The organism is Kribbella sp. NPDC059898 (genome assembly GCF_042730855.1).
In the GTDB taxonomy this organism is placed as follows: Bacteria; Actinomycetota; Actinomycetes; order Propionibacteriales; family Kribbellaceae; genus Kribbella.
The window spans coordinates 302,726-326,823 of record NZ_JBHWKR010000011.1 but is presented as its reverse complement, the minus strand read 5'-3'; the positions used below and the strand labels follow the sequence as shown (position 1 = coordinate 326,823).

Here is a 24,098-nt window from a genome sequence, read left to right as displayed (position 1 = left end):
TCGTAGCCGCCGCCGAGGTACGGAAAGCGTGCGAGCGACTCGTCGGAGAGCTCGCTCGGGGGTTGGTAGCGATCGGCCCACAACGCAACGTGGTCTGCAATCTCGGCAAGCTCCGGGCGCGTCCTCGGGTTGTACTGATAGCCCGTACCGGCGATCACGAAGTCGAACAGATGCGATCCGTCGGCCGCATCGACACGCACCTTGCCGTCCTCGACCCGGGCATGGTGCCAGGGCGCGGACAGATGCACGCGGAACCCGCTGAACGCGGATGCATGCTGGACGGACTCCAGCGTGCAACTGCGCCCGGCCCCTGCCGCGCTCGCCTTGGCACGCCAGCGGTCGGCGTCGCTGCGCCGGTGGAAGTGTTCCCGTCCGCCCAGATTCTGTGCGGGACCCGCCTTCGGTCCTTGCACGATCAGCTCGGGACGCCTGGTGAAGAGGTGTACCTCACTCGCGCCGGCTTCAAGCGCCGTACCGGCTGCGTCGAGGGCGGACGCGCCGGCTCCGAGCACAGCGACGACTTGACCCGCGAGTGCCGGGAAGTCGATCCGGTCTCCTGTGTGGGCGGCGAGGTGCCTGGGCAGATCGGCGACCGGTGGAGGCAGGTACGGGCCGCCGGTGCCCTCGACGCCGTTGGCCAGCACGAGCTTCCGGGTGGTCTCCACGACCTCGTCCACACCGGCGTCCGGCCGGGTCACCGCGAGCCGCAGTACCAGGTGGTCCGCGGCCGGGGTGACGCCGATCAACCGGGTGTGGTTGCGGACGGCAACCTTCACGGTCTGCTCGAACCATGCGACATAGCCGGCCCACACGGTCCGCGGGATGCGGTCGAGTTCGTCGTACGCCGCCTCGTCGTACCGCCCCTCGTACCAAGCCCGGAAGCTGAGTTCCGGGAACCCGTACTCCGGCTCCGGCCACGCCTTCGGCGTCCGCAACGTCCGCATCCGCGCCGTCGTGGTCCACACCCCGGCCTCGCCGGGAGCCGCGGCGTCGACGACCGTCGCCCGCCCGATCCCTGCGCGCCGTAAGGCGAACCCGATCCCCAGCCCCGCCTGCCCGGCACCGACGACGACGACATCGTGATCGAACACCGTCGTCCGGACCCAGTTCGCCGGGGCCGGTCCGAAGTACCGCAGCTGGTCGCTCATTCGTCCAGATTAAGTCTACTGAATGAGTAGACATTGGATCGTCCGGATGCTGAGCCGTCAGCCGCCGGTGTACTGCCGCGCCAGGAAGGACGCGATGGCGGCAGCGAGCGCCGCCGGCTGTTCGAGCGGGATGATGTGACCGCAGTCGGGGACGCAGGTCAGCGTGAGATCGTCGGCGATCGCGACGAGTTGTGAGTGGATCGCGTCGCCGACGACGCCGCCACTGATGGCGAGGGTCGGAACGGTCAGCCTCGTCGTCGTCAGCGTTTCGCGGAGTTGCGCGGCGTTGCCGTCAGCCTCGCGGTACAAGTCGAAGCCGGCTCTGAGTGCGTCCTGCCCGGTGTAGGCAGCGACGAAGTTGTCGCGGGCGTCGGCCCCGATGTCGCGTCGCACGCTCGGACCGGTCAGGAACCAGTCGAGGTACTCCGCTTCGTTGCCGAGCAGCACCGTTTCCGCCAAGCCTGGTACCGAATGGAACCCGAACCACCACGGTGGCGCGAAGTTCTCGGCGCCCGCTACGCCCGGGAGGATCCCCTCCATCAGCACCAGTTGCGAAACCCGATCCGGATACCGTAGCGCGGCCAGGAACCCGGGTGGAACGGCGGCATCGATCGCGACGACTGCCGCTTCGGCGATCTCGAGCGTGTCGAGCAGTTGGACGACGTCGGCGGCGAGCGTTCCGGCGTCGCGGCCGTCGGCCGTGGGTTCGCTCGCGCCCAGGCCCCGGAGGTCCGGCGCCAGGACGAGGTGATGCCGGGCCAGCGGTGGGATGACGCGGTGCCAGAGGTACGAGGTGTGCGGCCATCCGTGGAGCAGCACCACGGCCGGGCCTTCGCCTGCGACCACCACGTTGAGTTCGGCGTCACTGACCGCCAGGCGTACGGACCTCACTGAGTAACCGCCTGTCATCAGGTAACCTCCAGTTACCGACCAGCCTGATCGACTCGGCTGGGCGTGACAAGAAGGCACTTTCGCGAAAGGTGGTGAGCCGGCGGTGACCGATCGCAGAGGAGACTTGTTCTCGGCCGAGTGCCCGACCCGGCATCTGCTGGACCGCATCGGCGACAAGTGGACGTCGATGACCGTGAAGCTCCTCGCCGAGCGGTATCCCGAGGCTGCGCGTTTCTCGGAGCTCCGGCGTGCCATGCCAGGCGTAAGCCACAAGATGCTGTCGCAAACCCTTCAGCGTCTCGCGGCCGACGGCCTGGTCACCAGGAGGGTCGAGGACTCGGTGCCACCCGCAGTGCACTACTCGCTGACCGAACTCGGCCGCTCACTCGACGAGCCACTGGCGCTGCTGCGCGAGTGGGCAGAAACCCATATGCCCGAAATCGACCGTCACCGGACAGCCGCGCCGCGATGACGATGCCGCGTCGGCGCGCGACGACTGATCGGCAGCACGATCTTCCTCGACAGCTTTGTCGTCCTCGTCGCCCAAGGACTGCTCATGGTCGGGTCTCAGGAGGCCGCGGACATCCTGCGCCGGCACGCGCCACGCCGCCGCCTGCCCGTCCTCGAGGTCGCCCGCTGGCTGATCGCCACCGGATCGTTGCTCTGGGCGGGCGCCCACAGCCGCAACGAACGGTGCGGCTTCGCGCCGGCGACACACCACGGCGGTGGGCCTTCGAGCTTGGCTGAGGTTCAGGTGAGTAGGCCCAAGGTCCGGGCCTGTGCGCTGGCCTCGGTGCGGGTGGTGGCGTTCAGCTTGGCGAGGATGCGAGAGACGTGCACGCCGACGGTGGCAGGGGAGATGTAGAGTTCCGCGGCGATCTGGCGGTTGGGCAGGCCGCGGGCGAGGAGCCGGAGTACCTCGTACTCGCGGGGCGTCAGGCCCATCAGGTCGGTCTTGGCGGCGGGTGGTTCCAGGCGGGCTCGCCGGGCGACGGCGGCGATGCGGTCGAGGTACATAGCGGCGCGCAGGGGAGTGGCCAGTTCGCGGGCTTCTTCGAGACGGCGACGGGCGCCGGCGCGGTTGCTGGTGCTGAGCGCGGCTTCGGCGGCGGCGATCAGGCACTCGATCGCGCCGGGGAGGTGTTTCAGCCGTCGCCAGTGTTCGGCAGCCTCGTCCCAGTCGGTCAGTCGGCCGGGTCCGAGTGCGGCTGCGATGGTGGTCCGGCATGCCGCCGGGTACGGCGTACGTGGCTGGAAGCGGTCCATCAGCAGGGTGAGTGTTGCGCGGATCTCGGCGACGTCGGCGGCGATCTCTTTGTTGCGGGGTGCCGTGGCGATTCGTGCGCGCTGGAGCATTGCGATGCGCATCAGGCCATCCCCGTCCGGACGGTGTGGCGCATCCGGGCCAAGGGCGTGCTGCAGGAAACCGGCGACCACCGATCCGGCCGATTCAGGTTCGTTCCGGGCGACAGCCAGCTCGCACCACGCGGCGGTGACATAGCCCAGCAGGTAGTTGCGCAGCACTGACGATCCGGCGGACAGCTCTTCGGGTGTTGGCATCAAGGCGACAGCCTGATCGAACTCCGCCCGGTACAGGTGCACTGTCGCGAGCTGCGAGCGCAATGCCAGTTCGTACAAGGTTTCGGGTTCTGCGGCGAGCGCCCGCTCGATCGCCTGGATGGCGTCGTCCCAGCGGCCGAGGCTCAGCTGGGCGAGCGCGAGATTGACCGTCAGCAGAGGTACGCGCCACTTGCCCATTCCGAGCAGTTCTGCCTCGCGGATCGCGACAGGTACATGGGCGACCACTTTCTCGAACAGTCCGGTCGCTCCGAGCACCGCACACTCCCAGAGCGAGTTGGCGACCAGGACGAAGTGATCGCCGCTCGCGGCCGCGATTCGCCGCGCGTGTGCCTGCGCCTCCTGTGCGGCATCGAGGTTCTCGCCGGCATACTCGGCGTATCCCAAGGCGGCATAGCCACGGCAACGCAGCCGGTCGTCGTCGAGCAGGCCGCCGATGCGCAGCGCGGCGAGAGCGTGCTCGCGGGAGGAGTCCGCATGCTGCGCGGTCGCCTGGTCGATCGCAAGCACGTAATGCAGCATCCCCAGCGCGTACGACGGCCGGTCCGGCGGCAGCAGTGCCTGTGCACGATCCACGTCCGCTCGCCCCGTTAGGTCCAGGCGACCGCGGAACTGCGCCCGGTTCAGCAGCAGGAGCGCGGCCCGCTCCGGCTCCTCGAGCCTGTCGACGAGCTCGAGCGCGGCCGTGCAGTGCTCCACACCTTGCTCTCCCTGACCCGCGGGCAGCGCCGCGGTGACGGCGCGCTCGAGCAGCTCGAGCCGAACCCGATCCCGGGCCGGCCGGACCGCCAGCGCGCGTTCGATATGCCGGAGCTCCTCGCCGTAGGCGAATCTCGCCCGCGCTTCGTCAGCGGCGACCACTGCCGCGGGGTAGGCCTCGTCGGATCGGCCGGCCAAGTACCAGTGCTCGGCTAGCTCGGCGGCCTGCAGGCCTCGAGCCGCAAGGTCCGGTCGCTGGGTCAGCGCGGCGGCGGCGCGCGCGTGCAATCGGCGTCGCTGGCCCGGCAACAGGCCGTTGTACACCGCCTCCCGGATCAGCGCGTGCCGGAACGCGTACCCCGATGCCGTCGGCATCAGTTGCCCCCGATCCACCAGCTCACGCAAAGTCTGGTCGAGCTCATCGTCTGGAAGGTCGACGAGCAGGGTGAGCAAGTCGTGGCTCACTGACGCCCCGGCTGTCGAGGCGACCGCGAGGACCAGTCTGGCCGTACCCGACAACCTCGCGACCCGCGCCTGCAGCAGCGTTCGCAGTGCGGTCGTCGCTGCCGGGGTTGACCGCTGTTCGCGAGCCAGGGCCTCGATGAACAACGGGTTCCCGCCGGACCTTCGATGGATCGAGGCAGTGCGTGCCGGATCGTACCTGCCGTCGAGCGCCGTCAGGAGCTCGGCGACGTCTCGCTGCTCCAAGGGCTCCAGCGGCAACGTCGCGATATCCGTGCGCCGCCCGAGCTCGGCGACGAGCTGACGCACCGGATGGCCGGCCGGCAGTTCGCCGGTGCGGACGGTGCCGATGAGCAGGACCGGCAGCCGGCCCAGGTTCCGGGCGAGGTAGCCGAAAAGCTCACGGCTTGCGCTGTCCGCCCAGTGCAGGTCCTCGATCACGAGCAGCAACGGACGGCGAGCCGCCGAGCCTTCGATGAGGGCGATCACCTCGTTGAGCTGTGCGAGCCGGTCGGCAGGGTTCCCCGTCCCACCCGGTAGCAGGCTCCGTAGTGCCTGCCGCGATGCTGTGCCGCCGTCGGCCTCGACGAGTTGCTGGATGACCGGGAGGAACGCGACGTACGGGAAATGCTCGGCGCCGAGCTCGGGACAGGTGCCTGTGACGGTCAGCCACCCCGGTGCGAGGGCCGCGGTGAGCTCGGTGATCAGCCGGGTCTTGCCGATCCCAGCCTCGCCGACCACCAGGACCCGTGCCGAGCCGCCGTCGTCGACCTCTTTGGCGGCCGAACGAAGCGCGGCGAGCTCGGCGCTGCGACCGACGTACGGCACGTTCGACGGCCCTGGGGTGAAGCGGGACAGATCGTCACCGGACATGGATATACCGCAAACCATGGATTCGCTGCAGTCGATCGGCCAGCACGCTTGATCCTAAACCGGCTCCGGGCCGCGAGGGGCGGGCCCCGAAGCCGACCACACATCTGACGATTGCCATTGTGTAAGGAGCAGCGCGTGTCCGAGAACAGGATCGTCGTTTCGGTGCAGCTGTCGCTGGACGGGCGGACGGCCGGACCTGCGGGAGAGCTCGACTGGTTCGCCGTCAAGGACGAGCTGCATGAGCACTTCGTCACCGAGCACAGCCAGGCCGGGGCGTTCATGTACGGGCGCCGGACCTACGAGGGGATGGCGGCGTACTGGCCGACCGCCGACCAGGACCCGGACAACGATCCGTGGCTGATCGAGTACTCGAAGGTGTGGAAGTCGATGCCGAAGGCCGTGTTCTCGAGGACGCTGACATCGGCGGAGTGGGACACCACGGTACTGCGAGATGTCGCGGCTCTGGACGCTTTCCGGGCACGGGCGACGGGGGATCTCTATCTGCTCGGCAGCGGCCGGATGATCACCGAGCTGACGGCTGCGGAGCTGGTCGACGAGTTCCAGCTCTACGTCCATCCGTCGGTGCTGGGCCGTGGCCCGTCGCTTCTCGAGGGTCTTTCGCGGCGGCTCGACCTGGAGCTGGTGGACAGCCAGACCTTCGACCGGGCCGTGACGAAACTGACCTACCACCGCGCGCAGTGACGACGAACAAGCGAGAGGCACCGGAAATGGATGACACACGAGCGGGGCTGAAGCAGTGGTTCGGGCTTGCGGTGCTGGTGCTTCCGACGCTGGTGGTGGCGTTGGACATGAACGCGTTGTTCCTGGCGTTGCCGCGGTTGAGCTCCCAGTTGGGCGCGAGCGGTGCGCAGCAGCTGTGGATCACCGACAGCTACGGGTTCATGGTGGCTGGGCTGGTGATCACGATGGGCACCTTGGGCGACCGGATCGGCCGCCGCCGGCTGCTGATGATCGGGGCGGCGGGATTCACGATCGCATCCGTCCTGGCCGCGTACGCCACCACCGCGCCGATGCTGATCGGCGCCCGGGTGGCGATGGGCATCGCGGGCGCGACCCTGATGCCGTCGACGCTGGCGCTGATCAGCAACATGTTCCGCGACGATCGGCAGCGCGGCAACGCGATCTCGATCTGGGCGACGTCGATGTTCGCGGGTGCGGCGCTCGGACCCGTCTTCGGCGGCTTCCTGCTGAGGCATTTCTGGTGGGGATCAGTGTTCCTGATCGCCGTACCGGTCATGCTGCTGCTCCTGATCACTGCGCCGGCGCTGCTTCCGGAGTACAGCAACCCCTCGGCCGACCGGCTCGACCTGGTCAGTTCGGCGCTCTCGCTGGCAGCGGTGCTCCCCTTCGTCTACGGTCTCAAGCAGTTGGCAGCCGGCGTCCACAGCGGGCGGGTCGTCCCTGTCGCCGCCATGCTGGCCGGCGCGATCCTCGCGTCGTTGTTCGTACGGCGCCAGCTCGCGCTGCCGGATCCGCTCCTCGACCTGCGGCTGTTTCGCAACGCCCGGTTCAGTGGCGTCCTGACGACGTTGATTCTCGCCGGCGCGGTGATGGCCGGGGTCGGTCTGCTCGTGACGCAGTACCTGCAGAGTGTCCTCGGCTACGATCCGGAGCGTGCGGCAATTCTGTTCGCGCCGATGGGGTTGGGTGTGGCTGCCGGAACGATGCTCGCACCTCGCCTGACGCGCCGTCTCGCGCCGGGAACGGCGATCGCGGCAGGTCTCGCGTTATCGGTGCCCGGATGCCTGCTGCTCGTGTTCGTCGGGCACGGTTCCGGTCTCCTGCTGATGATGATCGGAATCTGTCTTCTGGCTCTCGGTACCGGTCCGTTGTTTGCACTCGGGACCGGTCTGGTGCTGGGATCAGTGCCCCCTGAGCGGGCAGGCTCAGCCGCTTCGTTGTCGGAGACCGGCAACTACCTCGGCGGCGCGCTCGGCCTCGCGGTACTGGGCGCGCTCAGCGCGGCGATCTACCGGCGAGGAATGACCGTCGCCGGCGCACCCGAAGCCGCGCGGCAAACCCTGGCCGGCGCGATCTCCACCACGCACCACCTCCCGCCCGGCGAGGCAGCCGATCTCATTCACACAGCTGCGGACGCTTACCTCACCAGCCTCCACGCCATGGCCCTGATCGCCGCGGTGACGTTCGCCGCTCTCGCCGTACTGGTCGGCTTCACCAGCCGGCACCAGTTCCTCGCTGTGGGTCGAAGCGGTCGTCGCCACCAGCGCGCCCATCCGAGCAGCCAGCTGAACAGCCAGGGTGCCGACGCCGCCGGCCCCACCGGAGATGAACACCCGGTCACCCGCGGTAACGCCCAGCTCGTCGCGCAGCGCCTGCAGGGCAGTCAAACCGGCCAGCGGCAGGCCGGCCGCCTCGGCGAAGTTCAGCGACTCGGGCATCTTTCCCCACCTTGGCGGACCTTGTAGTCGATCGGGTTCAGTCCTGCGGCTCGGACCGGATGAGTACTTCGCCATCGCCCGCTTCGGGCACAGGAACGTCCCGGAACTCCATCGCACTCGCGTCCCCGTAGCGGGTCATCACGTATGCCTGCATGTCAGTTGCCTGCTTTCACTGCGCCTGGCCGTTGTGTTGCCAACCCGGAAACTGCGTGTACGGCGGCGCGGACCCGATCGCTGACCGCCGCTGGGATCGCGGGCGAGTCCCGATGAGTCCAGAACAGGCCCGTCGGCATGGGCGAGAACCCGGCGCGCCGGGCCACGGCCCGCAGTGACAGCCCCGCGTCGCCGTCCTCCTCCAGCAGCTCCCGCGCCGCCCGCAGACACGCGGCGCGGAGATCCCCATGATGGTAGGGCCCCAGCGCCTTCGGCATCAGGTACCTCGCAAAGTTGACGCCGCTTACATACGCTCCGATGTTAGCACTGCCTACATGGCGCCTACGACTAGCGGATCTCGTACCACTCGTAGTCGACTGAGAGGTCCTCGTTGATCGTGCCCTTGCCGACGGCCTGGATGCCGTTGAGCCAGGCGTAGCGCTCGTCGCCGGTCTCGAAGCGAGGGGCGACGTAGACGGTCAGTGGGGGCGTGAGGCCGCGCGATCCGTCGAGGCGGCCGTGGTACTGCACGTAGATCAGGGCGCCGTCGTCGGTACGAATCGTCTCGCGGACGTCCAGGGTTCCCGTGCCGTCGGGACCGATCAGGATCCAGTCGCCGGTGGTGCGGCCCTCCATCTGTCCGCTCAGGCGTTCCCCTTTGACCTCGACGCTGATGCAGTCGACGATCAGCCGGGTTCCGGCAGGTCCGGTGCCGACCTCGATCGCGGGCTTGCTCTGGAGCCGCATCGTGCACAGCGGCAGCAGTTCGATGGCCATGATTGCTCTGCTTTCGGTAGTCGTGAGTACTTCTAGCGAGGTGTACGGCGCAGTTCGATCAGCTCCAGGCCGAGTGCTTCGATCTGGTCGAGCACGCCGTACAGCGCTGCCTGGTCGGGCAGTGCGCCGGTGAGCACGGTCTCCGTGCCGTAGGCCCGCGCGTGCAGGCCGGGGAACGCACCGAGCAGGGTCGCGCCCAGCAATCCGCGGATGCGGATCTCGTACCAGACCGCTGTCGGTGGTTCGTCCATGAGTTGTGTCCAGCCTCGCGTCGTCAACTCGGCCCATCGTGCTGGCCGGGTTGGTGATGCGGCACCACACGATCTTGATGATTCGTTCCACCGGCCGGTGCCTGCGGAAATCATCAGAACCATGTGGCGCGGGGTCATCAACCTCGATCGGAGTCTTGGAGTTGCCGGCCGGGAACACAACCGTCGGCGATTTCGGTCAATCGAAGGAGGACCTGAACGATGTTCAGGAAGTTAGGCCTGCCCACAGGCGTGGGCGTACTCGCGGCTGTCGTCGTACTCGCGGGCGGCGGGGCCTTCTCCGCGTCCGCCGCGCCGACACCCACCCCGACGCCGGGGTCGAGCAGCAGCATCGATCCCAACGACAAGAGCATGTACCCGTTCGGGTATCCGCAGGGTGGTGCCGCCGTCAAGGCGCCGCCCCCACCCGGGGAGCCGACGCTGGCACCGGCGTATGCGACGAAGACGACGACCCGGATCTATGGGTCGGATCCGTATGAGGAGGCCGTCTCGGTCGCCCAGCACATCTGGACGTCCGCGCTCCCGGAGAACGTTCCGGCCAACGCGGCCAACAACGCGGATCGGACCAGGGCCGTCACGCTGGTCACGACGGACGATCCGCTGACAGCGATCACCGCGACGCCGCTGATCCACTTCCCCGACGCCGCGCCGATCCTGTATGTCACGAAGACCGCTATCCCCGACGTGACGTTGAACGAGTTGAAGCGGCTGGGGCCGGTCGGTATCGCCCGGTTCAACAACATCCACGCGTTCCTGGTCGGCGCGGCCGCGAACCCGGGCGTCGAGAGCCAACTGAAGGCCATCGGGATGAAGTACGACGAGGTGACCGGCGGCGACATTCCGACACTCGCGGATACCGTCGACAAGCTGTACAGCTCGATCTCGAACCCAGACTTCGACGTCGCGACCATGCCTGGCATGGAGAACGTCGTGATCGGCTCGATGGACGAGAAGGACTGGCAGTACGTCCTGCCGGCGACGCACTGGGTCGCGCACATGCCGACGGGCCTGTTCTGGACTCATCGGGACTCGCTCCCGACCCAGACGATCGACGCGCTGAAGCGGCGCGGCGGTAAGGCGCGGATCTACTTGTTCGGCGGGCCCGACCAGATCTCGGCCAAGGTCGCCAAGCAGCTCTACCAGTACGGCGAGGTCGTCCGGGTCTCGAACGACGACCCGGTCGCGTTCAACTCGCCGCCGCCGGACTCGCCGGCGGCTACCGCGATCGCGTTCTCGAAGATGTGGGACCCGGCGGGCATGTTCGGCTGGAAGATCACCGGGCCGGGCCATGGCTTCACGCTCGTCAACATCAACGACTGGCAGGGCGCGATCGCGTCGGCACCGCTGTCGCACCTCGGCTTCCACGCGCCCCTGCTGCTGACAGACGACGCGAAGACGCTGACGCCTGATCTCGCGAGCTACTTCAGCATGGTCTCGCCGTCGTTCCTGAACACACCTGCTGATGGCCCGTACAACATGACGTATGTGCTCGGCAGCTGGGACCAGGTCAGCTGGGATCAGCAGGTACGCGTCGACTCCCTCTCGGAGATGCACAACCGGCGCGTGGTTGGCAGCGACACCGGCGGCACGTACGGCGACAGCCAGCCTGGCGCCTAGCAGTTGCCAGATCCACGGACAACGCACGGACCGGGGCGGCGCTGGCCGCCCGGGTCCGTGCGGAGTTAGGTTCGTGTCATGAGCTCGAGTGCCCGGCCGGAGGCCGCCGACAGCCCGGTCGGTGCCGCCCTCACCGGTGGGATTGTCGCCCGCCGCGAGCTGTTCGCGCGGCTGGGCAAGGCTGCGCGGATCACCCTGGTGTCCGGGCCTGCGGGCAGTGGCAAGACCCTCTTGCTGCGGTCGTGGATCGACGAGGCAGGGCTGGCGGATCGCGCCGTCTGGCTGCCGGTCCGTGGCACGGAGCGTGAACCGGAGCAATTCTGGCTCGCGCTGGCACGTGCACTGCGCCGTTCCACCGCTGGGGCCGAGCTCGTGCGCCCGTTGTCCGCCGCTCCGAACCTGGACGGCGGAGAGGTCGCGGAATGGCTGTTGACGGACCTTGCCGCGCTGACGGAGCAGGTCTGGTTGATCATCGACGACCTGCACGAACTGCGTTCGACCGAGACCCTGCGTCAGCTCGAGCTTCTGCTGCTGCGTGCGCCCGACCAGCTTCGGCTGGTGCTCGCAACCCGGCACGACCTGCCGCTGGGGTTGCATCGGCTGCGCTTGGAAGGACAGCTCACGGAGATCCGCGCGGCAGACCTTCGCTTCACCGCTGCCGAGGCCCGGGAGCTCCTTGAAGAGGCCGGGCTGCGGCTGCCGGACACGGCCGTCGCCCTGTTGCACGCTCGGACCGAGGGATGGGCGGCCGGGCTCCGGCTTGCGGCGCTCTCACTGGCCGGTCACCCCGACCCGGAACGATTCGCGGCCGAGTTCGCAGGCAGCGAGCGCACCGTCGCCGAGTACCTGCTGGCCGAAGTGCTCGAGCGCCAGAGCGAGCCGGTACGGCGAATGCTGCTGCGAACCTCGCTGCTGGACCGGGTCAGCGGCGAACTCGCCGACCAGCTGACCGGTGGTTCGGGTGGTGAACGAATCCTGTACGACCTGGAGCAGGCGAACGCTTTCGTCGTCTCCCTCGATGCGCGTCGGTCCTGGTTCAGGTACCACCAACTGTTCGCCGATCTGCTGCTGCTGGAACTGCGCCACGCTGAGCCGACCGAGATCCCTGCGCTGCACCGCACCGCCGCCGCGTGGTTCGCGGGACACGGTTACCCGGCGGACGCGATCAGGCACGCCCAGGCAGCGGAGGACTGGAGCCTGGCAGCCCGGCTGCTCTCCGATCGCTGGCTCGGCCTCTACCTCGACGGACAACGCGCCACCGTGCGGGATGCGGTCGCCAGGTTTCCCGTCGGCGTGCCTGTGCCTGATGGCGAGCTCGCCGGGTTGAAGGCGGTATCGGAGCTGATCGGCGGCTCACTGCCGGAAGCTGAGCGGCAGCTCGCCCTGGCGACGCGCAACCTGGCGTCGCTCCCGGCGGACCGGCGGGCACGCTGCGGGGTGCTGCTCGGCTTGGTGCGGCTCCTCTGCGCCCTGCACAGGATCGATCTTCCAGGAGTCGACGAATCACAGCGGCTGCTCACCCCGACCGGCGCCGCCGACGCGGCACAGTCCTCGACGGCGGCTGTTGCCCGAGATTTGCTTGCCGAGCAGGACCCGGACCTGCGCGCGATGGTGCTGATCCACCTCGGTATCGCCGAGTTGTGGACGGCCCGGACCGATGACGCGGACCGGCACCTCGCGGAGGGTGTCGCCTTGGCACACCGGATCCCGCAGCCTTATCTCGAGGTCACTGCCCTGGCACATTGGGCGGTGCTCGCCGAACCACAGTCGTTCGCGCTCGCCGCAGAGCGCAGCGAGCGCGCCGTGGAACTGGCCCGTCGGCATGGCTGGAGCGAGGAGCCGGTGGTCGCGGTGGCCTACGCGGCACTGGCAGACACGCTGATCTGGCAGGGTCGTCTGGACGACGCGGAGCACTGGCTCGAACGAGCCGAGCGCACACTGCCCGCCGAGGTCCAGCCGGCGGGCGGGGTGATGCTGCGCGGCGCCCGTGGAATGCTCGAGTTGGCGCGCGGCCGAAACAGCGAGGCGCTGGCAGCATTCCGTTCCGCCGAAGCGCTGACCGATCGCCTCGTCGCGGTGCATACGCTCGCCGGCAGGCTGCGAGCACAGCTGCTCGAAACGCTCGTCAGGCTGGGCGAATCCCGGCAGGCTGAAGCCGCTCTGGCTGCGTTGGACGTGCAGCAGCGCGACACCGTCGAGATGCGAACAGTCCTCGCTGTGCTGCGGCTAGCGCAAGGCGACCCAGCCGCGGCTACGAACGCCCTGGCGCCTGTACTCGATGATGCTTCCGTCCAGCCGCAGTCGCAGACCTGGGTAATCCGCGCTCTTCTGGTGGAGGCGATCGCCCGCGACGCCCTCCGCGACGGGCGCGCCGCCGGTCAGGCCCTCGAGCGCTCCCTCGAGCTAGCTGAGGCGAACGGGGTTCTCCTGCCCTTCGTCGTTCACCCGGCGCCCGACCTCCTCCAACGGCATGCAACCGACGGTACGAAATTCGGTCCGCTGATCTCCAGGATTCTGACTCTCGTGACCGGCACGGAAAGGGCTGCGCCACCTCGCACATCGGAACAGCGGCTGCACGAACCGCTGAGCAACAGCGAGGTCCGCGTACTGCGCTACCTGCCCACCAACCTGACTGCACCAGAGATCGCCGGCGAGCTGACGGTCTCGGTGAACACGATCCGAACCCACATGCGCCATCTCTACGTCAAGCTCGACGTGCACAGTCGCGCCGACGCCGTCAAACGAGCCCGCACGCTCGGCCTGCTGGCACCCTCTCGCGTCCTGGCGGCCGGCTGAGTAGAGGCGCACGACCAGCTACCCGGCTTTCAGCGGCGGGTCAGACGTTGGAGGACCTCGAAGACGCCGGCGATGTCGCGGTGTTCGTAGCCGAGGGCGCGGGCGAGGGTCAGGATCTCGTCAGCGCTGGTTGCTGTCGGCAACGGTACTGCGAGGGTGCGCCCGGCCTCGAGGGCGAGGACGAGGTCCTTCTGCATGAGCCGGATGTCGAACCAGGCCTCGTCCGGAAGGTCGAGCAATAACGCTTCGCGGGCTTGCAGCATCGGGGAGCCGATCGGGCTGGCGTTCATCACCCGGAGAGCGAGCCCACGGTCGACCCCGGACCGCTCGGCCAGCAACAGTCCTTCGGCCATCGCCAGGACCTGTACCGCGAGACTGATGTTGATCCCGAGCTTCAGTGCGAGCCCCTGACCGTTCGGGCCGATGTACGTCGGCCGGCCGAGCTCGCCCAGGACCGCCTCGACCTGGTGGTACGCCGTCTCGTCGCCACCAACCATGATCGTGAGCGTGCCGGCCCGCACCTGCGGGACACTCCCCGACACCGGGGCGTCCAGGAACTCGGCGCCGGCCGCGAGGACCCGGTCCGCCACCTCGCGGCTGGTCTGCGGGCTGACCGTGCTCATGTCGATCCAGACCTGGCCTCCGGACAGGGCGGGAGTGATGCTGTCGGCAACGAGTTGCAAGGCCGCGTCGTCAGGGATGGAGGTGATCAGGACGTCCGCGGCCTTCGCCAGTTGATCGGCGCCGTCGATCCATCGCAGTCCGGTTGCGATCTGTTCCGCGGCCCGTGCACGCGTCCGGCTCGTGCCGTAGACCGCGTAGTCGGCCGCGAGCAGACGTGCTGCCATCGCCCCTCCCATGTGGCCGAGGCCGACGAACCCGACAACGGGACGGTCGCTCGCCGTACTCATCGGTCCGATCCGATCGTGGCCAGGTCTGCGGCGCCGAGTTCGAGTCCGGCCGCGGCGAGGATCGGATCGACCTGGTCGGCGCGCCGCGCGCCGACGATCGCTCCGTCGACGGCGGGATTGCACAGCGTCCAGGCCACAGCGACCGCACCCGGGGTCACGTCGTGGCGCGCGGCAACGGATTTCAGCCGCATGACCAGTTCGAGATTCCTTGACAGCCGCGGTTCGCGGAACTGTTCGTCGCTGCGGCGCCAGTCGTCGTTGGGTAGCTGCGCGATCCGCTCCCGGGTCATCGCGCCGGTGAGCAGGCCTGACGCCATCGGCGAGTACGCGATGACACCGATCCCGTGCGTGTCGGCGTACGGCAGCTCGAGCTCGATCTCGCGGTCGATCAGCGAGTACGGCGGCTGCAGTGTCTCGACCGGCGCAATGCACTGGATCCGCTGCAGTTGCGGGATGTCGAAGTTCGAGACGCCGATGTGGCGAACCACGCCGGCGTCCTTCAGCTCGACCATGGCCGACCAGCCTTCTTCGAGGTCGTCCTCCGGGATCGGCCAGTGGATCTGGTACAGGTCGATCGCATCGACGCCGAGCCGTTTCAGGCTGGCCTCGGCCTCGCGCAGGATCGAATCGCGTTTCAGGCTGTGCACGACGGTCCGGTACCGGCCTTCGAGCAGCGAAGCCTTGGTGAAGACGTACGGGCGTTCGTGCTCGGGCATACCGGCGATCGCGCGCCCGACGACCTCTTCGGAGCGTCCGAAGCCGTACGCGGCGGCGGTGTCGATCCAGTTCACTCCGCCCTCGAGCGCCCGGTGGATCGCGGCGATCGAGTCGTCGTCGGCCTGCGGGCCCCACCCGAACTCCCAGCCTCCGCCGCCGATCGCCCAGGCACCGAACCCGATTCGGCTGATCTCCATCCCGGTATCACCCAGTGACACGGCCTTGATACCCGCCTCTTTCATCGTCTCCACCCTCTCCATCGACTGCGTGCTGTCCCCAGCATCGCCGGCCGGACCGGCGCGAGACGTCACTGCCAGCCGCCCTTGTATCCCCCTGGTAGCGGGAACATCGGTTGGACGCTGGCTGGGGCGATCGATCCCCGATCGGCACGGGATGCTGAGGAAATGAAACGTGCACTACTGGCCATCGGACTCGGACTCGCATGGGTCGTCCTGCTGCTGCTCGCAGTTCGTCACCCTGCGCTCCGCGTTGTGGCCGCAGCAATCCTGGTAGCGATCGCCGGCTCTGCGGCTCTGGACGCCGCGATGGTCCTCCGGCGGTCGGTACGGAGTCGGCGGCCGAGCGTTGCGCTCCAGCCGGCCGGTCCGCCGATCGAGGAGATCGCGGCGGCGCTTCGGCAACTGCTCTGGGATCACGACGAACTGCTGCGGTCGCCGGAGCGGGTCGCGCCTGCAGGGCGGCTGCGATGGTTGGAGAAGCGGATCGGCGACCGCGCAGTACAGGCGGCGCAGGCGATCGAGGTATCGCATCCGAGCCGGCCGGTGGGCGGTTACAGCAGACCGCAACTCGGGCGGCTGCTGCATGAGCTGACCTGTGCCGGGCTGGTGCTTCCCCGGTCGGTCGTCCTGCTCGCGCCGGACAACCGGCGCTGAGGGAGGCGCAGCCGTTGCCCGCCGTTGTGCGGCCGGGACGGCGATGGGACGCTCGACAGGTGGTGAGCCTCGGATTGGTCCGGCTCCGCGGGTCGTTGGTGTTGCAGTGCGTGGCCGCGTCGGCAGCCGGAGCCCTTGCCTTCTTGCTGGCTGCCGTCGTGTGTACGGCGGCCCGGGATCACGTGCCCGCGGTGGTCGTCGGTCTACTCCTGCTGATCGTAGTCTTCGGCATCGCTCGGCTCGGCGGGATCGTTTACGCGCTCCCGGTCGGCGTCGTCGTGATCCTGGCCTTCGACTGGTACCTGCTGCCGCCGTTGCGCACGCTGGACGCGGCCACCGTGCTGCTGCTGGTGCTGTTCCTGGTGATGTCGGTGATCGTCGCCGCGGTGACCAGCGAGGCGAGCCGTCGCTCGGTCGAGGCCGAGAGGGCTCGTGGCGACCTCGCGGACACCCAGGCAGCATTGCGCCGGCTGGCCCTGCTCGTTGCGGCCGGCGAACCGCCCGCAACCGTCTTCGGGGCCGTCACCCAGGAGGTGGCGCGGCATTTCGGCGGTGATACGGCCCGGATGATCCGGTTCGAGTCCGACGGTACGGCGATGTTGCTCGCCAGCGACGGGACGACCGGGCCGCATGTGCGCATCGGCGCGCCCTGGGAGGGGTATCCGCCGACCGGCCTGACCGCGACGGTACAGCGCACCGGGGAGGCCGCTCGGGTCGACGACTACGCCTCGGTCCCGGGCGGCGAGCCGTATCTGCGCGAAGGTCTGCGCGCGGCCGTGGCGATGCCGGTCCACGTCGACGGGCGGGTGTGGGGGCTGATCGCTCTCGGGTCGAGGCACGGGCCGTTGCCGGCCGGCGCCGAGGACCGGTTGACGGACTTCACCGACCTGGTCGCGATGGCGGTGGCGAACGCACAGAGCCGTGCGGACGTGATGACGTCAAGGGCACGCTTGGTGACAGCGGCGGACGAGGCCCGCCGCCGGATCGAGCGGAACCTGCACGACGGCGCCCAGCAGCGGCTGGTCTCGCTGGCCCTGGGTCTGCGGTCGGCGGCGACGGGCTTCACCGGACCGGAGGAGACCCGTGCCGAGATCGAGCAGATCGCGATCGAACTGGTCGAGGTGATCGACGAACTGCGAGAACTCTCCCGCGGCATCCATCCGGCGATGCTGTCCGAGTCGGGACTCGGCCCGGCGCTCCGAGCCCTCACCCGGAGGTCGGCCGTCGAGGTCAGGCTCGACGCACGGATCGAGGGCCGGCTTCCGGAGGCGGTCGAGGTGGCGGCGTACTACGTTGTCTCGGAGATGCTCGCCAACGCGGCCAAGCATGCGCAGGCGACTGTCGTTCGAGTGCGGGCGGAGGTGTCGGACGGCCGGCTCCTCCTGCTCGTACAGGACGACGGCATCGGCGGTGCCGATCCTGCGCGCGGCTCGGGGCTCGTCGGACTGAAGGACCGCCTCGACGCCCTCGGCGGGTCGTTCACCGTCGACAGCCCGCCGGGCGCCGGTACGAAGGCCGTCTGCGAGCTCCCGATCACCAGCTGAGTTCCTGCTAGCGGGAACGCCGGAATTCCCACCACCGTGCTCGTCGGTTGGGTGCTCACCGCGACGACAGCACCGTCCGTTCCACGCGATGCTCCAGTGGTGCGATCACTTCGTAGTACCCAGGAGCTCAAGGAGCGCTTCGAGGCCGAGGCGGTCCCGCTACGTCCTCGCCTGTACGCCGCTGCGCTGCGGCTGACCGGAAATCCCGCCGACGCCGAGGACCTGCTGCAGGAGACGTATCTGCGTGCCTATCGAGGCTTCGCGGGATTCGAGCCCGGAACCAACCTGCGCGGCTGGCTCTTCCGGATCCTGCGCAACGTCTTCATCACCAGCTGTCGCAAGCGCCGGAACGAACCGATCACCGTCTCCGACGAGCGGTACGAGACGACCGGCCGCGTCCTGCACGGCGTCGCCGCCTCCGCCGAAGCCACCGTGATCGACGCGATCCCGGACCACGGGCTTCGAACGGCGCTCGCGTCGCTCCCGGACCGCTACCGGCGCGTCGTCCTGCTCTTCGATGTCGGCGGTTTCAGCTACCAGGAGATCGCGGACCTGGTCGGGATTCCGCGGGGGACCGTGATGTCGCGGATCCATCGCGGACGAAGGGCCTTGCGTGCGGACCTGGAGCGTGCGTCGTGATCGCGATTCTGCGGGAGGCCTGGCACACCGCCGTACCGGAGGACGACGATCGCCACGGACCGCTGCAGCCCACTGATGCTCGTGCTCACAGTCGTCACCGGCCTGGTCGAGGCCTTCAGCTATCTGTCGCTCGGTCACGTGTTCGTCGCGAACATGACCGGGAACGTGGTGTTCGGTGGATTCGCGATCGCCGGTGTACCCGGGTGGCTGCCACGGCCCCTCGCAACGGTCTGTCTCGTGGCGCGTCGGCCCGCCTCGTCCCGCGCACCGTGGACTCATGGCTTGTGACGGCGACATCGGACATACTCGGTGCCATGGCGACCAGGCCGTCACCACAGCCGAGCGGGCATGACCACGCTCGCACACGTGTGCTGTTGGCCGAGGACGACGTACTTCTGCGGGAAGGGCTCGCGAGACTCCTGCAGCAGGCTGGGTTCGAGGTTGTCGGGCAGACCGGCGACAGTGCGTGGATCCTGCCGCTGGTGCGTGACGAGCAACCCGATCTGGTCGTGCTGGACATCCGGATGCCTCCGACCAACACCAGCGAGGGCCTGGACGCGGCGCGCCAGATCCGCACCGAGTTCCCGGGAGTCGGCATTCTGGTGCTGTCCGCTCACACAGAGGTCGAGCATGCGATGGAGTTGCTGGCGACCGGTGAACGGATCGGGTACCTGCTGAAGACGCGGATCACGGACGTCGACGAGTTCATCCAGACGCTGGAGCGGATCGTGCGTGGCGGTTCGGTGATCGATCCTGCCTTGGTGCAGGAGCTCCTCAGCACGCGACGCCGCAATGATCCGCTGGCCGGATTGAGTGAGCGGGAGCAGGAGGTCCTCGCCCTGATGGCCGAGGGCCGGTCGAACGCGGGCATTGCCCGGCGGCTGTGGGTGACCGAAGGCACGGTGGAGAAACACGTCCGGCACATCATGGCGAAGCTGAGCCTGCCGGCGACCGACGACGACCATCGGCGGGTGCTCGCCGTGGTGGCGTACCTCGAGGCCCGCTGACCGCAGGGCTGGTCAGGCAGTGAGCCCCAGCACGTTGCGGATCGCTGGGACGGACAGCCTGGTCTTGGGCAGGAAACCGGCGACCGGACTGGCCGATATGCGGTCCGCGTAGTCCTCCTCGGCATGCGTGGAGACCAGGATCACCGTGGTCGGCGCCAGTTCGGTCTGGTCGGTCAGCCGGCGTACGACGTCGAAGCCGCTCTCCTTGCCGAGGTCGATGTCGACCAGGGTGACGTCCGGCCCGAAGTCCCGGGCGAGGCGGACGGCCTCGTCGCCGTTCGAGGCCAGGGCCACGACGTGCATGCCCTCGCGCTCCAGTAGACCGCGTGCCGCCGACAGGAAATGGGGGCTGTCATCGACGATCAAGCAGCGCAACTCCATGGCTCCAGAATGCCGAACCGCGCAGCGCCCAACAATCCGGCTAGCTGGAACCCTTGACGGGGCCGATCTTCCGGCTGGCCGGTACGGCGGATTGCCGCTCGCAGTGACGAAATCCGGTCGTTCCGTCGGCACCGTGGGAGGTGTCAAACCCGGAGTCGTCGAGAGGTACTGGTCGTGAGGCTCGGATCAATGCTGAGGGCAACGGCAGTGCTGCTCTGCCTGCTGGGACAGACGAGCGGGCCGCAGTGGGTGATCACCCACGTGTCGGCGGTCACACACGACGATCCGGTGCCCAACGAGTCACCTGCCGCAGCACCCGCCGAGCGCGCGGGGGAGCGCCTCGAGGCGATGTCGACCGCCGACCGCGACCGGGTCGAGGCGACGATCGCTACGGCCGACGCCGACGAAAGGCCGTACGTCGTCGAGGCGGTGGCAGCCGGGCACAGCGCCGGTGAGGTTGCCTCGTTCGCGCGGCTGATCCGGGGCAAGCAGCCGCACTGGCTGCACACTCACCTCGATCTCCTCGACCCGAACGGATCCGGGTGGGTCGACTACCGATCCGCTCCGGTGCAACAGCCCGACGACACGAGCTGTGGGCCGATGACCATCCTGATGGCACGCGCGCTGGCGGACCCGCTGTACGCGCTGTACCTGACGACCGGCGACAGCACGGACCGGGCGAACGCGGCTGCGGAACAGTTCCAGGCACGGCTGACCGCCGAGGAACACCGCATCCACGCCGAGACCAACCGCTTCTGGCCACAGCGGCTCGGCTCGACGCCGCTCGGGATCAGCAACGAGCTGAATCGGTACGCCGACGCTCTCGGAACCCGGTACCGGGCGCGGCTGGCTGATCGGCCGGCGCTGGCTGAAGCGGCCGATGCCGCAGGCAACGGTTATCCCGTGCCGGTGCTGATCGGCGACTGGATCCCGCGCCACTACATCTTGCTGATCGGCCGCGCCGGCGCCGACCTGCTCTATTACGAGCCCGGGTACGCAACAGTCGGCAGCCTGAACGAGCAGGACTTCCTGCACGGAAAGCTCGCTGTCATCGGATTTCACCGCAGCTACGCGGTGGTCACCCCTTCGTGAACCCCACCCGAGGAGAGATCGCTCATGACAACCATCCACGGCACGTCCCGAATCGGCTCGAACGGATTCGAGCCGAGCCCACGACTCCGGGCCGTCCTCCAAACGGTCCTCGTCGACCTGATCGCGCTGCACCTGCAGGCAAAGCAGGCGCACTGGAACGTTGTCGGGCACAATTTCCGCGATCTGCACCTGCAACTGGACGAGATCGTGGGCACCGCCCGGGAGGCAAGCGACACCATCGCCGAGCGCATGCGCGCCCTCGGAGCCCCCGCCGACGGACGGGCACCGACCGTCGCCGGGACCTCCAGCCTGCATCCGCTGCCCGCCGGCGAGTTGCTGACGTCGGATGTGGTCGACCTCGTCACGGGCAGCCTGCGCGACGTGGTCGCTACGATCCGCACCGTCCACGACGAGGTCGACGCCGACGACCCATCGACCTCCGACCTGCTGCACGCGATCATCGACGGACTCGAGAAGCAAGCCTGGATGCTCAGCGCCGAGAACCGCGTCCCGAACGCGCGCTGAGGCCCGCGCCTGCCTGTCCCTCCACACGAAAGAGAGCCAGGCAGTGCGGAAGGGTCGGCGTTTCGGCGGCTCGAGGACCACCGGAACTGTGTGGCCGACTCCGGCGATTATTCCAACAGGGAAATGTGATCCACCGGATTCATCGCAGCGACTAATCGCCCGACCAGCTGACCGCCATGCCCGGGATCGATCGCGCATCGACGGCAGTGTCCTGTTTCGGCGTGCGTGAGCCGTCAGCTGTCTCATTCCTGCATCTGGCCGGTCGGCCGAGCGGCTCTGTCGTGTTCCAGTCGTCGACAGTCATCAGGCGGAGGTCTCGTAGATGTCGGCGGTGCGCCACCTTGCTCCGGTCGTCGTACGTCGAGGCGGGACGTCGGGGCTGTCGCAGCAGCGAGAGACGTGACCCGGCCGATACCGCTGGCCACTCCAGTGATCAGGAGCGCCTTCACGGCATCACGTGTCCACTGTTCGGGCCCAGGGTCTGTCCGGTGTAGAGGTTTCCACCGGGTTCGCTGGCCAGCAGGACGGCTGTCGGAGCGACCTCGTGGGGCTCGCCGGATCGCTTCAACGGCAGTTCGGCCATCAGCGTTCGCGTCCACTCGTCGGACAGGGTGCCGCCGAGCGGCGTGTTGATCGGGCCGGGAGCAATGCAGTTCGCGGTCACCCCGGTGCCACCCACCTCGCGTGCCAGCGATTTCGTGAAGCCGATGACGCCCGCCTTCGCGGCCGCGTAGTGCGCCAGACCGGCTCCACCGCGCTGACCGACCTGCGACGCGATGTTGATGATCCGGCCGAAGCCGGCCGCGAGCATCGGCGGCAATGCGGCCCGCGAGCACAGGAAGACGCTGCGCAGGTTGATCGAGAGCATCTCGTCGAACAGGGCCGTCGGCATGTCGAGTACCGGTGACTCGGTCAGGATGCCGGCGTTGTTCACGACCACGTCGACGGCGCCGAGCATCACGCGAGCCGCGCCGAACAATCGCTCGACCTCGGGCTCACTCGACACGTCGGCCTGGACGGTCACCACCTCATGCCCGAAGGCGGCACAACGCTTCCGTACGGCGTCGAGTACCGGTTCGCCGGTGCGGTCGGCCAGGCACAGACGTGCCCCGGCCTCGGCGTACGCGAGAGCGATGGCGGCCCCGATGCCGCTCGCGGCGCCGGTCACCAGCGCCGTGCGTCCGTCCAGTGCGGCGATCGGTACCCCGGTCACGCGCTCACCGCACCGAAGATCCGGGCGGAGTTGCCGCCGAGGATCAGCTCGCGCTCTGCCTCGCCGAAGTGGGCCATGTCGACTCGCAGGCGCTCGTACCTCATCGTGAACAGGGGAGAGGCGGTGGCGAACAGCAGCCGCTCCGGTCCGAACTTCGTCACCACGCCCTCCAGAAAATCCTCGCGGTACATCGCACTCGTCTGCACCTGGACGTTCGCGTTCGCGAGTGCGAGTTCAGCGTCGAACCCGGACAGCCCGGAGATGTTGAACTGACCGCCGTTGGTCAGGACGAACGGGTTCTGCGGGGTCCAGGCCGCGGCTGCACCCAATTGCAGCGGCTCCGCGAACAGATGGAAGCCGGCGGCAACCATCACCGGCACCGACAACTCCGCGGCGCACTCCACGATGGGCCGGACGAGTCGTACGTCGTTGATGCGGAAGTGCTCCTCCGACGGATGGAGGAAGAGCCCGCGGGCGCCACCGGCGACCGCGCGGCGCAGCTCGGCGACTGCGTCGTCGCCCTCCCACGGATCGACGCGGCACAGCGGGATCAACCGGCCCTCGGCGCCCGCGGCGGCGGCCGCGAGTGCGTCGTTCGCGGCCCGGAACTCGCCGCGATGGGGATGGACAGGAACGGCGACCGCCGCATCGGTGCCGATGGCATCCATTCCGGCCAGCGCGGTGGCGGCGTCCTGCCCGTACCCGAAGTGTGAAGTCCCGAGGTAGACGAGTCCGTCGACGATGCTCATGCCGCCAGCCCGAGGAGCTGCTCGGCGTTGCCGCCGAGGACCAGTCCGGCCTGATCGGCGCCGAGTGCGGCGATGACGACCTTCTGACGCTCGAGCGCGGGCGAACTCACCGGGCCGTCACTGCCGAACATGACTCGCTCGGCGCCGATCCGCTCGACCGCGGTGAGGATCTTGTCAGGGTAGGGCATCGCAGAGGTCTCCAGAATGACGTTCGGGAACCGCTCGGCCACCTCGAGCGCCTCGTCGACGTGGAAGTACCCGCCCATGTGGCCGAGGATGATGATCGAGTCCGGGCAGGCGGCCGCGGCCTGCGCGATCGACAGCGGCGTACTGAGCGGCTCGTCGCCACAGTGGAACAGCGTCGGTACGCCGAGCCCGCCGGCGTACCGGATGAGATCGATCGTCGCTGCCCCTCCGGGGTGTTGCAGCGTCGACACCGGATGCAGCTTGAGGCCCTTGAAGCCGAGCTCGGTGACGGCCTGTCTGAGCAGTTGCCTCGAGATTTCCAGGTACGCCGGATTCAGCCGGACGAACCCGTAAAGCCGGTCGGGGTAGCTGTTGCACGCCTCGGCGATCAGCTCCAGACCGCGTGGGTTGAGTCCCGGCAGGTCGGTCAGCGTCATCACTGCCGACCGCTCGACGCCTGCCTCGTCCATTGCACGGATACAGTCCTCGGCCGACATCTGCCAGCCCAGCGAGGTCCCCTCCTCGATGTGCATATGCATGTCGAAGATCATCGGTCGT

At 68.5% G+C, this 24,098-nt stretch carries 23 protein-coding genes; 12 read left to right on the top strand and 11 right to left on the bottom strand.

Going from position 1 to position 24,098, the window contains the following annotated elements:
* Window positions 1-1,148, bottom strand: a 1,148-nt coding sequence (locus ACFV9C_RS31195; protein ID WP_380199122.1) for an FAD-dependent oxidoreductase, incomplete at its 3' end; no start/stop codon positions are given.
* A gap of 57 nt (window positions 1,149-1,205) precedes the next feature.
* Window positions 1,206-2,039 carry an alpha/beta fold hydrolase gene (locus ACFV9C_RS31190; protein ID WP_380199121.1) on the bottom strand — a complete coding sequence of 278 codons (834 nt, stop codon included), beginning with the start codon at window positions 2,037-2,039 and terminating at the stop codon, window positions 1,206-1,208.
* Window positions 2,040-2,142: 103 nt separating this feature from the next.
* On the opposite strand from ACFV9C_RS31190, the gene ACFV9C_RS31185 reads away from it, so the two are divergent.
* Window positions 2,143-2,511: a winged helix-turn-helix transcriptional regulator gene (locus ACFV9C_RS31185; RefSeq protein WP_380199120.1), complete on the top strand. Its 369-nt coding sequence runs from the start codon at window positions 2,143-2,145 to the stop codon at window positions 2,509-2,511.
* Window positions 2,512-2,789: 278 nt separating this feature from the next.
* On the opposite strand, the gene ACFV9C_RS31180 is transcribed toward ACFV9C_RS31185, so the two are convergent.
* Complete coding sequence (locus tag ACFV9C_RS31180; protein ID WP_380199119.1) at window positions 2,790-5,651, bottom strand: helix-turn-helix transcriptional regulator; 2,862 nt, start codon at window positions 5,649-5,651, stop codon at window positions 2,790-2,792.
* Between the two features lie 135 nt (window positions 5,652-5,786).
* Here ACFV9C_RS31180 and ACFV9C_RS31175 point away from each other — a divergent pair, with 135 nt between their 5' ends.
* Both ACFV9C_RS31175 and ACFV9C_RS31170 read left to right on the top strand, forming a co-directional pair.
* Window positions 5,787-6,353, top strand: coding sequence for a dihydrofolate reductase family protein (locus tag ACFV9C_RS31175; protein WP_380199118.1), 567 nt, complete (start codon window positions 5,787-5,789; stop codon window positions 6,351-6,353).
* Between the two features lie 26 nt (window positions 6,354-6,379).
* Window positions 6,380-8,098: an MFS transporter gene (locus ACFV9C_RS31170; protein WP_380199117.1), complete on the top strand. Its 1,719-nt coding sequence runs from the start codon at window positions 6,380-6,382 to the stop codon at window positions 8,096-8,098.
* Window positions 8,099-8,572: 474 nt separating this feature from the next.
* Here the strand turns inward: ACFV9C_RS31170 and ACFV9C_RS31165 are convergent, their stop codons facing one another.
* Both ACFV9C_RS31165 and ACFV9C_RS31160 read right to left on the bottom strand, forming a co-directional pair.
* Window positions 8,573-9,001: a DUF3237 domain-containing protein gene (locus ACFV9C_RS31165; RefSeq protein ID WP_380199116.1), complete on the bottom strand. Its 429-nt coding sequence runs from the start codon at window positions 8,999-9,001 to the stop codon at window positions 8,573-8,575.
* 32 nt (window positions 9,002-9,033) lie between these two features.
* Window positions 9,034-9,252 carry a hypothetical protein gene (locus tag ACFV9C_RS31160; RefSeq protein ID WP_380199115.1) on the bottom strand — a complete coding sequence of 73 codons (219 nt, stop codon included), beginning with the start codon at window positions 9,250-9,252 and terminating at the stop codon, window positions 9,034-9,036.
* Between the two features lie 219 nt (window positions 9,253-9,471).
* On the opposite strand from ACFV9C_RS31160, the gene ACFV9C_RS31155 reads away from it, so the two are divergent.
* Both ACFV9C_RS31155 and ACFV9C_RS31150 read left to right on the top strand, forming a co-directional pair.
* Window positions 9,472-10,887 carry a hypothetical protein gene (locus ACFV9C_RS31155; protein ID WP_380199114.1) on the top strand — a complete coding sequence of 472 codons (1,416 nt, stop codon included), beginning with the start codon at window positions 9,472-9,474 and terminating at the stop codon, window positions 10,885-10,887.
* A 78-nt stretch (window positions 10,888-10,965) separates the two neighbouring features.
* Window positions 10,966-13,683, top strand: coding sequence for a LuxR C-terminal-related transcriptional regulator (locus ACFV9C_RS31150; protein ID WP_380199113.1), 2,718 nt, complete (start codon window positions 10,966-10,968; stop codon window positions 13,681-13,683).
* A gap of 29 nt (window positions 13,684-13,712) precedes the next feature.
* Here the strand turns inward: ACFV9C_RS31150 and ACFV9C_RS31145 are convergent, their stop codons facing one another.
* The gene (locus ACFV9C_RS31145) at window positions 13,713-14,594 is read right to left on the bottom strand and encodes an NAD(P)-dependent oxidoreductase (RefSeq protein WP_380199112.1); all 882 of its coding nucleotides are present in this window, start codon (window positions 14,592-14,594) and stop codon (window positions 13,713-13,715) included.
* A complete protein-coding gene (locus ACFV9C_RS31140; RefSeq protein WP_380199111.1) occupies window positions 14,591-15,553 on the bottom strand; it encodes an aldo/keto reductase in 963 nt (320 codons plus the stop codon). The genes ACFV9C_RS31145 and ACFV9C_RS31140 overlap by 4 nt, the downstream gene beginning before the upstream one ends.
* Window positions 15,554-15,715: 162 nt before the next feature.
* Between ACFV9C_RS31140 and ACFV9C_RS31135 the strand changes: the two genes are divergently transcribed.
* The 5 genes from ACFV9C_RS31135 to ACFV9C_RS31115 all read left to right on the top strand — a co-directional run bounded on the left by ACFV9C_RS31135 (window position 15,716) and on the right by ACFV9C_RS31115 (window position 19,394).
* On the top strand, window positions 15,716-16,204 hold the full coding sequence (locus ACFV9C_RS31135; RefSeq protein WP_380199110.1) for a hypothetical protein: 489 nt from the start codon (window positions 15,716-15,718) through the stop codon (window positions 16,202-16,204).
* Between the two features lie 62 nt (window positions 16,205-16,266).
* A complete protein-coding gene (locus tag ACFV9C_RS31130; protein WP_380199109.1) occupies window positions 16,267-17,748 on the top strand; it encodes a GAF domain-containing protein in 1,482 nt (493 codons plus the stop codon).
* A 99-nt stretch (window positions 17,749-17,847) separates the two neighbouring features.
* Window positions 17,848-18,387, top strand: coding sequence for a sigma-70 family RNA polymerase sigma factor (locus ACFV9C_RS31125; protein WP_380199108.1), 540 nt, complete (start codon window positions 17,848-17,850; stop codon window positions 18,385-18,387).
* 75 nt (window positions 18,388-18,462) lie between these two features.
* Window positions 18,463-18,675: a DUF1275 family protein gene (locus ACFV9C_RS31120; protein WP_380199107.1), complete on the top strand. Its 213-nt coding sequence runs from the start codon at window positions 18,463-18,465 to the stop codon at window positions 18,673-18,675.
* A gap of 26 nt (window positions 18,676-18,701) precedes the next feature.
* Window positions 18,702-19,394, top strand: coding sequence for a response regulator (locus ACFV9C_RS31115; RefSeq protein WP_380199106.1), 693 nt, complete (start codon window positions 18,702-18,704; stop codon window positions 19,392-19,394).
* 12 nt (window positions 19,395-19,406) lie between these two features.
* Here the strand turns inward: ACFV9C_RS31115 and ACFV9C_RS31110 are convergent, their stop codons facing one another.
* Window positions 19,407-19,775, bottom strand: coding sequence for a response regulator (locus ACFV9C_RS31110; protein WP_380199105.1), 369 nt, complete (start codon window positions 19,773-19,775; stop codon window positions 19,407-19,409).
* Window positions 19,776-19,964: 189 nt separating this feature from the next.
* Here ACFV9C_RS31110 and ACFV9C_RS31105 point away from each other — a divergent pair, with 189 nt between their 5' ends.
* Both ACFV9C_RS31105 and ACFV9C_RS31100 read left to right on the top strand, forming a co-directional pair.
* Entirely contained in the window at window positions 19,965-20,867 is a 903-nt protein-coding gene (locus ACFV9C_RS31105; protein ID WP_380199104.1) for a hypothetical protein, read from the top strand.
* 24 nt (window positions 20,868-20,891) lie between these two features.
* Window positions 20,892-21,392, top strand: a complete 501-nt coding sequence (locus tag ACFV9C_RS31100; protein ID WP_380199103.1) for a Dps family protein — start codon at window positions 20,892-20,894, stop codon at window positions 21,390-21,392.
* A 445-nt stretch (window positions 21,393-21,837) separates the two neighbouring features.
* Here ACFV9C_RS31100 and ACFV9C_RS31095 read toward each other — a convergent pair whose 3' ends face one another.
* The 3 genes from ACFV9C_RS31095 to ACFV9C_RS31085 are packed head-to-tail and all read right to left on the bottom strand — an operon-like array spanning window position 21,838 to window position 24,091.
* Window positions 21,838-22,605, bottom strand: a complete 768-nt coding sequence (locus ACFV9C_RS31095) for an SDR family oxidoreductase (RefSeq protein ID WP_380199102.1) — start codon at window positions 22,603-22,605, stop codon at window positions 21,838-21,840.
* The gene (locus ACFV9C_RS31090; protein ID WP_380199101.1) at window positions 22,602-23,354 is read right to left on the bottom strand and encodes an amidohydrolase family protein; all 753 of its coding nucleotides are present in this window, start codon (window positions 23,352-23,354) and stop codon (window positions 22,602-22,604) included. Before ACFV9C_RS31090 ends, ACFV9C_RS31095 begins: the two co-directional genes overlap by 4 nt.
* Window positions 23,351-24,091: an amidohydrolase family protein gene (locus tag ACFV9C_RS31085; protein ID WP_380199100.1), complete on the bottom strand. Its 741-nt coding sequence runs from the start codon at window positions 24,089-24,091 to the stop codon at window positions 23,351-23,353. The genes ACFV9C_RS31090 and ACFV9C_RS31085 overlap by 4 nt, the downstream gene beginning before the upstream one ends.
* Window positions 24,092-24,098: the final 7 nt, after the last annotated feature.

Coding starts and splice junctions, on each gene's coding strand:
- ACFV9C_RS31180 (WP_380199119.1), bottom strand. CDS start 5,651: ATGTCCGGTGACGATCTGTCCCGCTTCACCCCAGGGCCGTCGAACGTG.
- ACFV9C_RS31170 (WP_380199117.1), top strand. CDS start 6,380: ATGGATGACACACGAGCGGGGCTGAAGCAGTGGTTCGGGCTTGCGGTG.
- ACFV9C_RS31165 (WP_380199116.1), bottom strand. CDS start 9,001: ATGGCCATCGAACTGCTGCCGCTGTGCACGATGCGGCTCCAGAGCAAG.
- ACFV9C_RS31160 (WP_380199115.1), bottom strand. CDS start 9,252: ATGGACGAACCACCGACAGCGGTCTGGTACGAGATCCGCATCCGCGGA.
- ACFV9C_RS31155 (WP_380199114.1), top strand. CDS start 9,472: ATGTTCAGGAAGTTAGGCCTGCCCACAGGCGTGGGCGTACTCGCGGCT.
- ACFV9C_RS31150 (WP_380199113.1), top strand. CDS start 10,966: ATGAGCTCGAGTGCCCGGCCGGAGGCCGCCGACAGCCCGGTCGGTGCC.
- ACFV9C_RS31145 (WP_380199112.1), bottom strand. CDS start 14,594: ATGAGTACGGCGAGCGACCGTCCCGTTGTCGGGTTCGTCGGCCTCGGC.
- ACFV9C_RS31140 (WP_380199111.1), bottom strand. CDS start 15,553: ATGAAAGAGGCGGGTATCAAGGCCGTGTCACTGGGTGATACCGGGATG.
- ACFV9C_RS31135 (WP_380199110.1), top strand. CDS start 15,716: ATGAAACGTGCACTACTGGCCATCGGACTCGGACTCGCATGGGTCGTC.
- ACFV9C_RS31120 (WP_380199107.1), top strand. CDS start 18,463: ATGCTCGTGCTCACAGTCGTCACCGGCCTGGTCGAGGCCTTCAGCTAT.
- ACFV9C_RS31115 (WP_380199106.1), top strand. CDS start 18,702: ATGGCGACCAGGCCGTCACCACAGCCGAGCGGGCATGACCACGCTCGC.
- ACFV9C_RS31110 (WP_380199105.1), bottom strand. CDS start 19,775: ATGGAGTTGCGCTGCTTGATCGTCGATGACAGCCCCCATTTCCTGTCG.
- ACFV9C_RS31105 (WP_380199104.1), top strand. CDS start 19,965: ATGCTGAGGGCAACGGCAGTGCTGCTCTGCCTGCTGGGACAGACGAGC.
- ACFV9C_RS31100 (WP_380199103.1), top strand. CDS start 20,892: ATGACAACCATCCACGGCACGTCCCGAATCGGCTCGAACGGATTCGAG.
- ACFV9C_RS31090 (WP_380199101.1), bottom strand. CDS start 23,354: ATGAGCATCGTCGACGGACTCGTCTACCTCGGGACTTCACACTTCGGG.
- ACFV9C_RS31085 (WP_380199100.1), bottom strand. CDS start 24,091: ATGATCTTCGACATGCATATGCACATCGAGGAGGGGACCTCGCTGGGC.